Annotated in this window: 14 protein-coding genes; 7 read left to right on the top strand and 7 right to left on the bottom strand. The window is 51.2% G+C overall.

What is annotated here, in order from left to right:
- Positions 1 to 7: 7 nt before the first annotated feature.
- From DFER_RS15065 to DFER_RS15075, 3 genes are all read right to left on the bottom strand, one after another.
- Positions 8 to 619, bottom strand: a complete 612-nt coding sequence (locus tag DFER_RS15065; RefSeq protein ID WP_015812510.1) for a Cj0371 family chemotaxis-regulating polar lipoprotein — start codon at positions 617 to 619, stop codon at positions 8 to 10.
- Between the two features lie 182 nt (positions 620 to 801).
- Positions 802 to 2,088, bottom strand: coding sequence for an aminotransferase class V-fold PLP-dependent enzyme (locus tag DFER_RS15070; protein ID WP_015812511.1), 1,287 nt, complete (start codon positions 2,086 to 2,088; stop codon positions 802 to 804).
- 71 nt (positions 2,089 to 2,159) lie between these two features.
- Positions 2,160 to 2,918, bottom strand: coding sequence for a M23 family metallopeptidase (locus DFER_RS15075; RefSeq protein ID WP_015812512.1), 759 nt, complete (start codon positions 2,916 to 2,918; stop codon positions 2,160 to 2,162).
- 161 nt (positions 2,919 to 3,079) lie between these two features.
- Between DFER_RS15075 and DFER_RS15080 the strand changes: the two genes are divergently transcribed.
- Positions 3,080 to 4,051: an aldo/keto reductase gene (locus DFER_RS15080; RefSeq protein WP_015812513.1), complete on the top strand. Its 972-nt coding sequence runs from the start codon at positions 3,080 to 3,082 to the stop codon at positions 4,049 to 4,051.
- Positions 4,052 to 4,278: 227 nt separating this feature from the next.
- Here the strand turns inward: DFER_RS15080 and DFER_RS15085 are convergent, their stop codons facing one another.
- Together DFER_RS15085 and DFER_RS15090 are read right to left on the bottom strand one after the other, a co-directional pair.
- Positions 4,279 to 5,502 (bottom strand): IS110 family RNA-guided transposase, encoded by a 1,224-nt coding sequence (locus DFER_RS15085; RefSeq protein WP_015810681.1) that lies wholly within the window; start codon positions 5,500 to 5,502, stop codon positions 4,279 to 4,281.
- 94 nt (positions 5,503 to 5,596) lie between these two features.
- Positions 5,597 to 6,007, bottom strand: a complete 411-nt coding sequence (locus DFER_RS15090) for a DoxX family protein (RefSeq protein ID WP_015812514.1) — start codon at positions 6,005 to 6,007, stop codon at positions 5,597 to 5,599.
- Positions 6,008 to 6,192: 185 nt separating this feature from the next.
- Between DFER_RS15090 and DFER_RS15095 the strand changes: the two genes are divergently transcribed.
- Together DFER_RS15095 and DFER_RS15100 are read left to right on the top strand one after the other, a co-directional pair.
- Positions 6,193 to 8,454 carry a TonB-dependent receptor gene (locus tag DFER_RS15095; RefSeq protein WP_015812515.1) on the top strand — a complete coding sequence of 754 codons (2,262 nt, stop codon included), beginning with the start codon at positions 6,193 to 6,195 and terminating at the stop codon, positions 8,452 to 8,454.
- Positions 8,455 to 8,600: 146 nt separating this feature from the next.
- Complete coding sequence (locus DFER_RS15100; protein ID WP_015812516.1) at positions 8,601 to 8,909, top strand: isoamylase early set domain-containing protein; 309 nt, start codon at positions 8,601 to 8,603, stop codon at positions 8,907 to 8,909.
- 131 nt (positions 8,910 to 9,040) lie between these two features.
- On the opposite strand, the gene DFER_RS15105 is transcribed toward DFER_RS15100, so the two are convergent.
- Together DFER_RS15105 and DFER_RS15110 are read right to left on the bottom strand one after the other, a co-directional pair.
- Positions 9,041 to 9,961 carry a hydroxypyruvate isomerase family protein gene (locus DFER_RS15105; protein ID WP_015812517.1) on the bottom strand — a complete coding sequence of 307 codons (921 nt, stop codon included), beginning with the start codon at positions 9,959 to 9,961 and terminating at the stop codon, positions 9,041 to 9,043.
- A gap of 81 nt (positions 9,962 to 10,042) precedes the next feature.
- The gene (locus tag DFER_RS15110) at positions 10,043 to 12,745 is read right to left on the bottom strand and encodes a PVC-type heme-binding CxxCH protein (protein ID WP_229206010.1); all 2,703 of its coding nucleotides are present in this window, start codon (positions 12,743 to 12,745) and stop codon (positions 10,043 to 10,045) included.
- Between the two features lie 174 nt (positions 12,746 to 12,919).
- Between DFER_RS15110 and DFER_RS15115 the strand changes: the two genes are divergently transcribed.
- From DFER_RS15115 to DFER_RS15130, 4 genes are all read left to right on the top strand, one after another.
- Positions 12,920 to 13,111 carry a hypothetical protein gene (locus tag DFER_RS15115; RefSeq protein WP_015812519.1) on the top strand — a complete coding sequence of 64 codons (192 nt, stop codon included), beginning with the start codon at positions 12,920 to 12,922 and terminating at the stop codon, positions 13,109 to 13,111.
- Positions 13,108 to 13,365, top strand: coding sequence for a hypothetical protein (locus tag DFER_RS15120; RefSeq protein ID WP_015812520.1), 258 nt, complete (start codon positions 13,108 to 13,110; stop codon positions 13,363 to 13,365). Before DFER_RS15115 ends, DFER_RS15120 begins: the two co-directional genes overlap by 4 nt.
- 74 nt (positions 13,366 to 13,439) lie before the next feature.
- On the top strand, positions 13,440 to 13,631 hold the full coding sequence (locus tag DFER_RS15125; protein ID WP_015812521.1) for a hypothetical protein: 192 nt from the start codon (positions 13,440 to 13,442) through the stop codon (positions 13,629 to 13,631).
- Between the two features lie 11 nt (positions 13,632 to 13,642).
- Positions 13,643 to 13,885, top strand: a complete 243-nt coding sequence (locus DFER_RS15130; protein WP_015812522.1) for a hypothetical protein — start codon at positions 13,643 to 13,645, stop codon at positions 13,883 to 13,885.
- Positions 13,886 to 13,916: the final 31 nt, after the last annotated feature.

Genomic DNA, 13,916 nt, shown 5'->3' on the forward strand with positions numbered 1-13,916 from the left:
TTACCTCCTACCCGCCGCTACGTCCCGACGATCTTCCGAAAAAGCCTTTGCGGCCTCCCGCCGGCCTGGTCGTAACCGTCCGCACCGAGCGCGACGATTCCACACCCAAAGCCGCGCTGCGCGAGCTCGCCCACGCGCCGGGGTTGGCGTAAAATGACCGGCTCCGATCCATGTCCATTCTGTTGCGGTAATTGTTCATGTACGAAAAAGACGAGTTGCGGCCGAGCAGATAGCCCATTCCGCCGTACAGCAGCATGCTGGAAAGCCCACTGTGATAACCCATATGCGGGTTCGCCCTGATCTCCTCGTCGATGAGCGCCTTGGCGGCCATGGGGTTCAGTGTGTCTTTGTGGCCGTCGAGGTAAGAGACGATCGCCAGGGAGCTATCGGCCGGGACATTTTCTTCATTGATGATCTTGAACTCGCCCGGACTCACCTCCTTAATGTGTGAACGGATTCCTTTTCCGTACGAGGTTTCTTCATAACTGTATTCCGATTCATCGTCGTTCGAAGAACAGGACACGAGCGCGGTGCCCGACAGCAGCGCGAGCGCCAGCGCGCCGCCCATGCTGATATCTTTCACCTTTTTGATAAAAGTACCTTTTCGTAACTGTGTCATATTGGCTTTCAGTTGAGGATTTTTTCAAAAATAATGGATTTAAGCCGCAGCATCCCCATGAATCGTGCCAGTGGCGCCAGGGATGGATATTGGAAACCAGGGAAATTACAGGCGGCAAAAAAAATTGAGCACAACCGGCTGATAATCCGGCTATGCCCAATGTACATTTATATTAAAAAAGATTACGCTTTCTTGGCGATTTTCCCGAGGGCATCGACGAGCCTGTCAAGATCGGTCAGCTTCGTGTACACGTGCGGCGTCACGCGCACGCAATGGATATTTTCCCAATTGATGCCTACCGTGTGGATTTTAAAATCTTTAATCAGCCTGGCGTCGACCTCTTCGGGCTTCATGCCTTCGATGCTCACGCCGGCTATGGCACATGAAAATTCCGGTTTCAGCGAAGTGTGGATTTTCACGCCCGGAATTTGAGCGGCCTTTTCGGCCCAGTATTTTTTGAGATAATGGATACGGTCCTGCTTTCGCTTGTTGCCGATCCCTTCCTGAAAATTAATCGCCTCGCCTATCGCCTGCTCGATGGGAAAACTGCGCGTGCCGAGCGTCTCGAATTTTCGGATATTGCCGCTTTTCGGCTCGCTGTTGCATAGGAGCGGCCAAATCTTTTCGATCTTGTCCTTTTTGATCCACATCATCCCGCTGCCTACCGGCGCACTCAGGAACTTGTGCAGGCTGGTGCCGAAGTAGTCGCATTCGAGGTCGGGGATTTTGTAATCCAGTAAGCCGAACGTGTGGGCGCCGTCGCACACGACCTCAATGCCCTTGGCATGTGCCATCTGCGCGATCTTCTTCACCGGCATAATCTGCCCGACCCAGTTGATAATGTGCGTGACGTGAATGATTTTAGTCCGCGGCGTGATCGCATCGGCATATGCCTTCACGATCTGCTCGTCGTTTTCAATCGGGAAATCGAATGATAGTTGCTTATAGACGACGCCGTCGCGCATTTGCCGCTGTTTCCAGGCCTGCACCATGTTGGGATAGTCCTGCAACGTGCCGATCACCTCATCGCCTTTTTGAAGCGGCAGTCCGAAAATGATAGTATTCAATGCCTCGGTCGCATTGCGGTTGATCGCGATTTCCTCGGCGTCGGTTCCCGCAAGCTTCGCGAGGCGCTGGCGGAGCGGCTCGCGTCCTTTGTCCATAATGCGCCACATATAATAGGAAGGTCCCTGCGCGGCAGCTTTGTTGTATTTGTCCAAAGCCTCCTGCACCACGATGGGCGAGGGCGAAACGCCCCCGTTGTTGAGGATAATGATTTCGCTTTTGCTGGCGGTGTAGGCGTCCTGGATCACCGACCAGTATTCTTCATTGCTGTCGCTGGCAGGGTTCCAGCTTTGTTCTGCTTCTAGAAATTGCGCTGCGTGGAGCTGGTTGAAAAGGCTGTCGATCCCGAAAGCGCCCATCCCCAGGGCGGCACTCTTCCGGAAAAAGGAACGGCGGTTGTTCATAAAATTTTGTTTAAGGAATAGTAATGGAGTGAAGTACAATATATTGAATATCTACTTCAAACCCAATTATCCTACTCCCAGGCATCTTTCACAACCGACTGTTTGAGCCATTCATAAGTATTTTCCGGAATCGGCAGGCCGTCGGCATCGAGGGCGAGGTACATTAAATGCAAATGCGTAGGCGAGCGCTTCTGATAAGCATTGTAGCCGCTCCTGCCCATTTCGGAAATTTTATCCCCGGCATTGACCCACTGCCCGGGCTGCACTTCCACGATGTTGTTGTGTGCGTAGTAGAAAAGGCCGTCGAGACAGGGATCGTAAATCCAGATCCAGTTGCCGCCGCGGTATTCGCTGTCGTATTTCCAGCTCGTTTCCGTGGCCAGCACAATGCCCGAAGTGAATGCGAGCACGTCGATCGGCTGCCAGGTGCGGTCGTCGAGCACGTCCTGGTCTTTGTCCCGCACGAACAGGTCCTGCGCGGGGTGGCTGCCCGACACTTCCCTGTCGAAAAGATCGAAACCATTGGCCCGGTAGCCGCGGCCCCGCGAACCGATGGACTCGCGTGGCTGGTAGGATTTGACGGGATATACAAAATAGGAAGAGTCGATCGAGCGGCAGGTGTCGCGCCGGAACTCCGCGCGGATGGCCCGCATCACGGCGCCGAATGCATTCCGGGCGGAATCGGGGCTGATGGTGCCATCGCGGATGTCGATTTGCACCTGGTGAAAAGTCCGGCAATATTCCGCAAATTTATCGGAGGATTCGCTCTCGTTTGTCAAACCTGCGATACAGATCACCAACACAATCCCTGCAATTCTCTTAACTGTCATCAACAATGCGTTAATCAACCCTATTTCTTTCACTTAAACCCTATTTTTGAGAACGGATAGCGAGGAGGCTCACTAATAAAAAAGTCTTGCAAAGGTATCCGATCTATGTTAAATAAATGCACAGAAGTTCTTTATTGGTCAAACACTAAAATCAGATTACAATGCAAAAACGTCGTTTTGGACGCACTGGCTGGGAAGTCAGCGAAGTAGGTTACGGAATGTGGGGGCTCGCGGGCTGGACCGGCTCCGATCGCAAGGAAACGGACGATTCCCTCGACCTTGCGGTGGCATCCGGTGTCAATTTTTTCGATACCGCCTGGGGCTACGGCGAAGGGCTGAGCGAACGCATCCTCGGCGACCTCATCAAGCGCAATCCCGACAAGAAGCTGTACGCGGCCACGAAAATCCCACCGAAGAACCGCCAATGGCCATCGCGCCCGGAATACGCACTGAAAGACGTGTTTCCGGCCGATTACATTGTTGAATACACGGAAAAAAGTCTGCAAAACCTCGGCCTGGAACAGATCGACCTACTGCAATTCCACGTATGGGAAGACGCCTGGGCGCACGAAGACGAATGGAAAGAAGCCATTCAGAAACTGACCCGAGAAGGAAAAGTTGCCGCCTGGGGCATCAGTATCAACCGCTGGGAGCCGGATAATGCACTCAAAACGCTTGAAACCGGGCTGATCGACGCCGTGCAGGTGATTTACAACATTTTTGACCAGGCCCCGGAAGATAACCTGTTCCCGCTTTGCCGTAAGCTCGACATCGGCGTGATCGCCCGCGTACCATTCGACGAAGGCACGCTTACCGGAACATTGACGAAAGAGACGAAATTTCCGGCCGACGACTGGCGCTCGACATATTTCGTGCCCGAAAACCTGAATGCCAGCGTGGACCGCGCCGAGGCACTCCGCACCGACATTCCCGAAGGCATGACGATGGCCGAGCTCGCATTGCGATTTATCCTCAACAACCCCGACGTGCATACCACCATCCCCGGCATGCGCAGGCTCGCCAATGTGCGCGCGAATGTGGCCGTGAGCGACGGCACCGCGCTCGATGCCGCCGTGGCCGAGCAGCTGAAAACCCACCGCTGGGACCGGAAGCCCACCAAATGGTCGCAATAGTTTTTATCAAACAAAAATGCCTTCCTGTGACGGAAGGCATTTTTTTCTGAAAGTCTTTTCTAAACCCGTATAGACAAAGTAATCCGATGATCACAGATCGATGTAAGCGCTTTTCCTCTTAGAGAAAAATTTTTTCTACGTGCTCTATGGCAACAGCTGTGGGTGCTTAGCGTCTGTTATCAGTTTTGTTTACGGGGTATAGTCCACCAAAAAAAGCCTCGACCTTTCTATTGGGACGCTAATATTTTCAACTTCCTTACGCGGTTTTCTAACCGTTGGATTTCAGCTTTCCTTCTTTCGATCAGGATTTCTGGTCTCAGGGCTGGTTCCTTGTAAGGTAATTTATCCCGGAGGATATGGTATGATGCTGTGAGTATGTGGTGGGCAATCGCCATTGCCGCTTTCTTCTTTCCCCGTCTTTGGGTGAGCTTGTGGTACTTGAATGACAGGTAGGTATTCATCGTATGGCTTGCCGCCCAGGCTGCTTCGATCAATGTTGTTTTCAAATAGGTGTTGCCATGGGTGGTCCTTGCCGATCTTACTTTTCCTGCACTCTCGTTGTTGCCTGGGCATACCCCTGCCCAAGAAGCCAGGTGCTTGTCTGAGATAAACTGGGACATGTCCAGACCGATCTCGGAAACGATACCAATAGCTGATTGCCTGGATACGCCTGGGATGGTTTGCAGTAGTGCGAGCTCGGCCTGCTTACCGGCCAGGCAAAGTTCAATCTGCTGGTCAAGTTGTTCGATGAGCTTTTCCAGGGCGCCCATTGTCTGTGTGAGCAACTTTAACATAAAGCGGTGACGCTCACAGAACCGGCCGTAAAGCGCCTGTTGTAAAACCTGCTTTTTATTTACCAGCGAACCTTTGGCCTGGTTTGAGAGAACCACGGGGTCAGTAATTCCTTCCATAAGCAGATCTACGATCCCCTGTCCGGTTTTGGAAAACACATCGCTAACCACGCTGCCGAGCTTGATGTTGGCATCTTCCAGAATATTCTGTAACCGATTTTTCTCCCGGCTACGCTCATTGACAAGCTTCTTACGGTGGCGTAGCAATGTCCTTATCTCCCGCACCCATCCTTCCGGGACAAAGCTGTGCCGAAGAAGTCCGCTCAACAGCAGCTTGGCGATCCATTCGGAGTCCTTTTTATCAGTTTTGTGGCCGGGAACGTTCTTGATATGACGGGCATTAACCAAAATGATCTCAAAGCGGCCTTCCAAAACATAATACACAGGCCGCCAGTAAACGCCCGTACTCTCCATAGCGATGTGGGTAATCTGATGGCCTTCAAGCCAATGCGACAAATCTTCCAGGTCTCTGGTGAAGGTGGCGAAGGTCCGGGTTTCTTCCTGGATTCCCGTCCCTTTGATTGAAGCAACTACTGTATCTTTGTGTACATCCAGGCCACAACCTCGGGCTATGAGCTGGGGGAATTCTACTACTGCCATGTCGTTTGATAGATTGGTCTCTAATTAAAACGACTTTCATGCGCGTGGGTGAATTCCCCCAATTCATAATTGTTTTGTTTGATACTTGTGATACTTAGCGATAAAGCCGGCTATCCACCGAAAACCGGCCCGGCCCGGTGAGAAACAGGGCGATGTACGCAAAGAGAAACAGCAGCCCGTGCTCCTTCTTATCGAACGGATCGGGACCATGCACGATGAAAACGACGACCGCCATCGTGAAAATGAGCGCCAGCAATGCCGCACGCGAGCCCAGCCCGAGGATGAGCAGAATGGAGCAGCCGAATTCGGCGAAGATCGTGAGCACGTACGAAAGCTCCTCGCCTATCCCGATCGGATCGGCAAATGAATGGTCGCCGCCGAGGAAATTGGTTAGCTTCGCGTAGCCGTGTGTGAGCATAAGGCAGGAAATCCCTACGCGCAGGATCAACACAGCCCAATCCACCGATGCGGGCAGTTGGATCGGTTTCAGAAATCTTTTAAGCATAGTGGGTTAAAATTGGTTTATACAAATTCTGCATTCACAGTAGCCTTAACCAATGCTGTACCGAAGTTAGTTTCCCCAAAATTTTGAAAAGTAACCGAATTTTTAATTTCCATATATCAAGTTTTATTTTTAGGTTTGTCTAAATTTATATTCAGATGAAAGAAAATTAATAATTCGGCCATGCTATGAAGTTACGCATACTATTCTTACTCAGCTTCCTGACGTCTCATGCATTTGCACAGTTTACGCTTTCCGGCAAAGTATCGCTCGAAGGGCAAGCCGAACCCGCGCTGGGCGCGTCGGTTTATATCCAGGAACTAAAAACGGGTGCCACCGCGGATACCGCCGGGAATTATCTCATCACCGGCATTCCGAAGGGCACCTATACGGTAAGGGTCAGTTTTGTGTCGATGCCGACAGTCACCGAGAAGAATGTAAAAATCGAACGCAATATCGTCAGGGATTTCGTCCTGAAATCGGGTGCCAATTCCCTCGACGAAGTGGTAGTGACGGGCACAATGAAAGAAGTTTCCAAACTCGACAGCCCAGTGCCGGTTGACATTATTACTTCTAAATTCATCTACAAAAACCCCGTTCCGAGCATTTTCGAAGGATTGAGCTATGTGAATGGCGTGCGGCCACAGCTCAACTGTAACGTTTGCAACACGGGCGACATCCACATTAACGGACTGGAAGGCCCGTACACCATGGTGCTCATCGACGGAATGCCGATGGTAAGCGGACTGTCGACGGTTTATGGACTTTCGGGTATTCCAAACAGCCTGATCGATCGCGTGGAAATCGTGAAAGGACCGGCGTCTACCCTATACGGTTCGGAAGCGGTAGGTGGCCTCATTAATATTATTACTAAAAATCCGTTGAAAGCGCCGGTGTTTTCGGCCGACGTGTTCAGCACCACCTGGCGCGACTATAATGTGGACCTCGGCGTGAAATTCACACCGGGCGAAAAGAGCAGCTCATTGCTCGGCATCAATTATTTCAACTACCAGAACCCGATCGACAACAATAAGGACGGATTCACCGACCTGACGCTCCAGAACCGCATTTCGATATTCAACAAATGGTCGTTCAAGCTCAAAGACGACCGCCAGGCCAACATTGCCGCCCGCTATTACTATGAAGATCGCTGGGGCGGGCAAATGCAGTGGGACCGCTCCTACCGCGGCGGTGATGAAATTTATGGTGAAAGCATTTATACCAAACGATTTGAATTGCTCGGGAACTACCAGCTCCCGCTCAGCGAAAAAGTGACGCTGCAATACTCCTTCAGCTCGCATAACCAGAACTCGGCCTACGGAAATGTGCCATTTGTGGCCGACCAGAAGATCGCCTTCGCGCAGCTTTTGTGGGATAAGGAAATCGGGAAGCACAGCTTGCTGATGGGAACGCCGTTCCGCTACACGTTTTACAATGACAACACGCCCGCCACGCGCTATGCCGATGGCCACGACCATGCCGACAAAATTTACCTGCCGGGCATATTCATTCAGGACGAAATCAAAACCGGGCCGCATTCGGTGTTGCTGGGCGCGCGATACGATTACAACAGCCGCCACGGAAGCATATTCACGCCAAGGGCCGCATACAAATACAAATTTAACCAGACGGACGTGGTGAGGCTGAATGTCGGTCGCGGTTTCCGGATCGTGAACCTGTTCACCGAAGACCACGCCGCATTGACCGGCTCGCGGGATGTGATCCTGAAAGAGGAATTGAAACCCGAGCAAAGTTGGAACGCGAATATCAACCTGGTCAAGAAAATCGTAACGGGCAATTCGTTCATCGGATTCGACGCATCGGTATTTTATACACACTTCACAAACCGCATTCTCCCCGATTACGATACCAATCCGAACCAGATCATTTACGACAATCTCAACGGGTATGCCGTTTCCAAAGGCATTAGCCTGAACCTCGATTTCAACTTCCCATTCCCGCTCAAAATCATCGCCGGCGGGACATACATGGACAATTTTCAGAAAGAGAACGGCGTGCGTTTCAGGCCGGTACTTACCGAAAAGTTCACCGGCACGTGGTCGTTTTCGTACGAAATCCAGAAAGCCGGGCTTTCGGTTGACTACACCGGAAACATTTATGGCCCCATGCGTCTGCCGGTTCTCAGCGAGGAAGATCCGCGCGCGGCCAATTCTCCGGTATGGTCTTTGCAGAATATCCAGCTCACCAAAAAATTCAACAATGGACTGGAAGTTTACGGAGGCGTCAAAAACCTGCTCAATTTTACTCCACCCGCCAATTCGATCGCCCGCGCGAACGATCCGTTCGACAAAAACGTGCAGTTCGACGGGCAGGGCCAGGTTATTGCCACACCTGACAATCCGTACCGACTGACGTTCGATCCGTCGTACGTTTACGCGCCCAACCAGGGTATCAGGGCATTTGCCGGGCTGCGTTATACATTAAGATGACATCGGCCCAAGGCAGCAAAAAATGTCGCCAAAAATGTTATTATATAACTTTTCAAAGATCACAATCATTCAGGATATTGATATTCATTGATTTGACGAATTTTTGATTGTATCTTTGAGCCATCAACCAATTAACACTACCAGTTATGGCATTAACAAAACAGTTTGTAAAAAGTAAGTCTGTTTACAAAGTAACGTTTACAGTTCCTGCTGAGGCGGCGTCAGAAGCGAAGAAAGTTGCCCTCGTAGGCGAGTTCAATGGCTGGAACCCAGAGGAAGCCATTGCATTGAAAAAACAGAAAGACGGTTCATTCAAAACCAGCCTGGAATTGGGTGCCGGAGAATATCAATTCCGCTACATTCTCGACGGAGAGAAATGGGAAAACGACTGGGAAGCAGACAAATACGTACCTGCGGGCGTGGACGCAACCGAGAATTCGGTAGTTGTTCTTTAAGTCGGCTGTCAGCTGTCGGCTGTCGGCTGAATGCAAAAAACGCGGTGAGTTAAAGATACTCGCCGCGTTTTTATGTTAAAATCCAAAACCAAGTCTAAAAGCCGAAAGCCGACGGCCGATAGCTTAGGTTCCTATATCGCAAAACTGTCACTCTCAACATACGCCCTGATCAGCGCTTCTTCGCCCTCTTTGCCTTGTTTCGAGTTGCCGTGCTCCATTCCCATGATGAACGACTTGCCTTCTTTCTTGCTGCGGTCGTAGATATATTTGAAGACATTCTTGTAGTTGATCTCACCGGTTGTGGGCTCCTTGCGGCCGGGTTCGTCGCCGATCTGGAAATAGTCAATCTCGCTCCACGTCTGGTCGATATTGTAAAGCAGGCGGCCTTCGTTTTTCTGCATGTGGTAAATATCGTACAGGATCTTGCACGACTTGCTGTTCACGCCGCGGCAGATTTCGTAGGTCTGATCTGACGTTCTCAGGAACAAATTCGGGGAGTCGCTCAGTGGTTCGAGCACCATTACGAGTCCGTGCGGTTCGAGGATTTCGGCACCACGGCGCAGTGCGTCGATCACGTTGCCGGTTTGCACGCCTATCGGCAGGTTTCTTTCAAAATCACCCGGAACGACGGTCATCCATTTCGCATTGACGCGCTTCGCTACTTCCACTGCTTTCTTGCAGCCATTAAGGAAAATGTCGATATATTCTTTTTTGCCTGCGGCGAGCGTATTGGCGCCATTACCGCCCTTATCTACCACAAACACGCCCATTTCCATGCCCAACCGGGTCATTTCCTTGGCAATGGCCTCCTGTTGCTCCACCGGACGGCCCATCATGCCATTGTCTTCCAATGCCATAAACCCCTGATCCGCCATAAATTTAAGCTGGTCGATCACATCCTTTCCGGCGCTATTCTGGAACATGCCGAAGTGGGAAGCATATTTGAGCTTAAACTTGTTTTTAGCCATGGGAGCCGACGCGAATGCATCTCCTGCTGCAACTGCGGCACCCGTCAAACCAAGGGTAGATTTTACAAAATTTCTGCGGAGCATAAATGTTTTAGTGTTTTCGTTTCAGATGGTAAAGCTGTATAGCCTGGAAATTTACCCCAAAATCGCTCCGCTATCTTCATCCTACCGGTTTTTTCTGCGTTTGCGGCGTTCTTTCTTGCTGCTTTTGGATTCATCCGCAGGCTTGGTTGCTACTTCTTCCACAGGCGGCTTGGGCAGGTAGGGAGCCAGTTGTGCCTTGATCTCCTCACGGAATGCATTCTTCACGCCTTCCAATGCCGCTTCCTTCACCTCACCGTCGACCTGGTTGTTGACGAGCAGCTTCACCACCGCCTCTTCGCCGGGCCAGCTCGCGCCGAGGTAGCGCGCCGCGTTCTTACGGACATTCGGCGATTCGTCGCTGTTCAAAACGGTGGATCGCAGCAAGTAAATCGATTCTGAGCTGCCCACAGTCTGGATGGACGCCAGCAATGCCGATTTTTTTGACTCATTCATTCCCGCAAGTTTCTGGGTCAGGTAGGTAATCCCGCCCTGCTCCAGCAGCAACCCTCCCGCGTCGCGGCCTATCACTTCGTCGGATTTGTCCAAAGCCAGTTTCAGCAGCCGATCGTTCTCCGATTCCAGCTCGTAGCGGGTCATAAGGTCGATATAATGCTCGGTGCCGTAGGTTTCGTCGAGCAATTTACTCAGCGCCGTGCGGCCTTGCTGGGAGTTGGTTACAAATGATTTATCCAAATGCAGCAATGCCAGCTTACTCACTTCAATCCGGTCGGAAGACGGCACGTTGAGCACGCTCAGCAATGCCTGGGTTTTCTCATAACCCGCATGAAAAAAGTCGAACGAGCGGAAATACCGGAGCCTGCTTTTGAAACTCACCGATGTATCGGCGGCCAGCTCACTCAGGTATGGAATGGCTTTGCGCGTGCGGGCCAGCCAGATAATGTCCTTTCCGGCGTCGGTAGTCCAGGGTTTGGCACCGGCCCTTTCGAGCCATGCCGGGAAGAGCCGCTCCCACTGGTCGTAGGCGCCGATGCTGAGCGCTTCCACCGTCCAGCGGTCGTTTCCTTTGTATTGTTTTGCCAATTGCAGCCACACATCCAATGCTTCGTAGGTGTGGTTATGGTTAATGGCCAATGCACACTCGCGGCGAACCTGCGGATCGCGGTCGGACGTGAGGCGCTTGATATACTCGGTGGGGTCGCTGTTGCGCTGGCGTACGGCGCGCAATGCGGTAATGCGCAGGTTGGGGTTCAGCTCGCGGAAGCCAATGTCCAGGTTACGGTAATTGAAACCTTCGATACGGTTCAGCACCCACAACGCCCTCGCACGCAGCTTCGGGTTACCATTATACTGCCTGAACAGTTCTTCTAAAAAAGGCTCTGCGGCCCAGCCGTGGCTCACACAGGCATTCCAGGCCAGGTAGCGCTGCGACAGGTTGGGGCTCTGCAATGCTTTCACAGCCTGCTCGGGAATGGACAGGTCGAAAACCGGGATCTTGTACGGAGTGCCCGTAGGCGCCACTCGGAAAATGCGGCCGCGGCTCCGGTCCTTCATTTTGTGCGACCCTACCACAGGATCGTACCAATCGGAGATGATGAGGGACCCATCCGGTGCCACGCAAACGTCCGTCGGCCTGAACCATTTATCGCGCTTACCTTCCAGAATGGGCAGAATGCCGGTCGATTTGTAGCCGGCGCCATCAGTTTGCACCGGAAATGCGCTTACGTAGCCCTGGCCTGCATCCGCCAGCAATATCTGGTCCCAATAGCGCCGCGGCAGCAGGTCACCTTCATAGATCGTCATACCCATTGGAAAACCCGAACCGGTTTCCAGCAAATCAGGAACGACACCCGGATCATTCTGATGCCAGTGGCGGCGGGGAATTTCGTCTTCGAGATTGGTGCGGTTAAGACGCCAGCTTGCACCCGTCATTTCATCCACATACCCAAAATTCCCATTCTCCATCACATACGATACGCGGTCGCCGCCATTGCCGGGCTCCTCCTGGTCCGACTGCCACATGGTGCCATAGCTATCCACAGCCACTTCCCAGCCATTCCGGAAATTCTCGGCCATGATCTCGACTTTGGTAAAATCCTGCTCGCAGCGGAAAACCACGCCTTGCTTGAACTGCCTGAAATCGATCGGCCGCTCGTACTTATCGAGCAGCGGGCGGTCCTGTCCGTCCACGAGTTGCCGGCCTGCGTTACCGTAGTTGAAGTAAAACTTACCATCCGGTCCAAACACGAATGCGTGAATGCCGGCGTCATTCTGCGCGCCTCCTATGCCTTTGAAAAGGATTTCTTTTTTATCAGCCTTGTCGTCGCCGTTAGTGTCTGTAAAAAGCCACACATACGGACTTTGCGACACGATGGCCTTGTTGCCCATCACCCAGATGCCCAAGGGCGCATTGAGCTCCGGTCCCTGGTAAAAAACCTTCGTGACATCCGCCTTACCGTCGCCGTCCTTGTCCTCCATGATCACGATCCGGTCGCCCTGCCCCAGCTCCGACTTGCCGTTCACGGCAGGCCGGTAATTGAACGCCTCGCAGGCCCACACGCGGCCACGGTGATCGACGTCGATATTGATGGGGTTGATCACATTCGGTTCGGAAGCGAAGAGCGTCGCTTCGAGCCCGTCGGCAGCCTGCACCCCGGCCACGGCATTACGCGAAAAGCGCCTTTCCGTTTCCGAAAGCGCCGCATAAGCGCTGTCGGGATTAACAACCACCAGTGAATCAACAACTTGACTAAAACCTTGAAATGAAAGGGAGGTAAAAAGAACCGCAGCACACCACGCAGATCTCACGATAGGGAATTGTTTCAAAACGAATTTTTGATGATGCAGATAAATCCAAAAACGTTATAAAAATACCTGATGTTTCGGGAATTACGAAATGGAGTTTTGGGAAATTGTCACCATCCGGCGATTTGAAGCAGGTTGATTTGAAGGGGAAATATGATTAAATTTCGATAAGAATCACATGCACTATCAGTACTTATGAAGGAAAAAATCAGGCATTTGATTGCCGGGAAGGTTATTCAGAAAGGTTTTGTAAAAACATCCATCCGCAGAATGATGGAAGCGGGCCGCCACTCCGACGAAGAATTAGATCTTCTTCTGGATCGCTTACGACGCCTCGATGAAGAAATTGAAATCTTAGAAAGTGTGTTAAAACAATTGAAACAATGACCGGAAAACTAATGGAAAAAGAAGCGGTGGTACAGGCATTGTATAACGCAGAAACACTGGAAGCTATTGACAAAGCAGGTGAGGACTGGGCGGATCTTTACAAATCTTCTTCACAAGAGGACAAGGAATATCTGGGAAATGAAATGAAAAAATTTAGCCGATGGGTAATCGCCAAGTGCGACGAATCGCATGAGGAATTTAAACAAGTTATGGCTGAGTTCGAAGCCATGAAACAGGCACAATCCCAGCATTGATAAATCTGCCCTGACAATGACTTAGAGCTCGGGAGGGGTTATTTCAAGACCATTTACACACGCTATTAGCATTTATGAAGGAAAAGATCAGGCATTTGATTGCAGAAAAGATTATTGAACAAGGTCAGATAAAAATTCGGATGCGCAGTCTGGCAGTCGTCGGCAAGCTATCAGAGGAGGTTCAGAATTACTTTCTGGATAGGCTAAGTAGTCTTGATGACGATATTAAAACCTTGAAAAATATGCTGAAGCAATTGAATCAATAACGAAAAGAGCGATGGAAAAAGAACAAATCATAAAAGCTTTATACGACGCGAACACGGAGGCATCCATCAAGGAAGCCAACGATGCGTGGCTTGCGTGCTATCAAGCTTCGTCAGAGTCCGACCAGCAATATTTATTGGAAGAATATGATCGGTTCGGTGACTATATCAAAAAGAAGGGTGAAGAGTCAAATCGCAAGATGAAGGAAATCATTGCCGAATTCGAAGCCATGAAACCAGCAGAACCCCAGCATTGAAATACAAAAAAGGAGCCTCGCGGCTCCTTTT

The sequence above is a fragment of the Dyadobacter fermentans DSM 18053 genome, assembly GCF_000023125.1.
Taxonomy (GTDB): domain Bacteria; phylum Bacteroidota; class Bacteroidia; order Cytophagales; family Spirosomataceae; genus Dyadobacter; species Dyadobacter fermentans.

What these genes read in the sequence shown, in the direction of transcription:
- DFER_RS15065 (WP_015812510.1), bottom strand. Translation starts at nt 619, where the DNA reads ATGACACAGTTACGAAAAGGTACTTTTATCAAAAAGGTGAAAGATATC.
- DFER_RS15070 (WP_015812511.1), bottom strand. Translation starts at nt 2,088, where the DNA reads ATGAACAACCGCCGTTCCTTTTTCCGGAAGAGTGCCGCCCTGGGGATG.
- DFER_RS15075 (WP_015812512.1), bottom strand. Translation starts at nt 2,918, where the DNA reads ATGACAGTTAAGAGAATTGCAGGGATTGTGTTGGTGATCTGTATCGCA.
- DFER_RS15080 (WP_015812513.1), top strand. Translation starts at nt 3,080, where the DNA reads ATGCAAAAACGTCGTTTTGGACGCACTGGCTGGGAAGTCAGCGAAGTA.
- DFER_RS15085 (WP_015810681.1), bottom strand. Translation starts at nt 5,502, where the DNA reads ATGGCAGTAGTAGAATTCCCCCAGCTCATAGCCCGAGGTTGTGGCCTG.
- DFER_RS15090 (WP_015812514.1), bottom strand. Translation starts at nt 6,007, where the DNA reads ATGCTTAAAAGATTTCTGAAACCGATCCAACTGCCCGCATCGGTGGAT.
- DFER_RS15095 (WP_015812515.1), top strand. Translation starts at nt 6,193, where the DNA reads ATGAAGTTACGCATACTATTCTTACTCAGCTTCCTGACGTCTCATGCA.
- DFER_RS15100 (WP_015812516.1), top strand. Translation starts at nt 8,601, where the DNA reads ATGGCATTAACAAAACAGTTTGTAAAAAGTAAGTCTGTTTACAAAGTA.
- DFER_RS15105 (WP_015812517.1), bottom strand. Translation starts at nt 9,961, where the DNA reads ATGCTCCGCAGAAATTTTGTAAAATCTACCCTTGGTTTGACGGGTGCC.
- DFER_RS15115 (WP_015812519.1), top strand. Translation starts at nt 12,920, where the DNA reads ATGAAGGAAAAAATCAGGCATTTGATTGCCGGGAAGGTTATTCAGAAA.
- DFER_RS15120 (WP_015812520.1), top strand. Translation starts at nt 13,108, where the DNA reads ATGACCGGAAAACTAATGGAAAAAGAAGCGGTGGTACAGGCATTGTAT.
- DFER_RS15125 (WP_015812521.1), top strand. Translation starts at nt 13,440, where the DNA reads ATGAAGGAAAAGATCAGGCATTTGATTGCAGAAAAGATTATTGAACAA.
- DFER_RS15130 (WP_015812522.1), top strand. Translation starts at nt 13,643, where the DNA reads ATGGAAAAAGAACAAATCATAAAAGCTTTATACGACGCGAACACGGAG.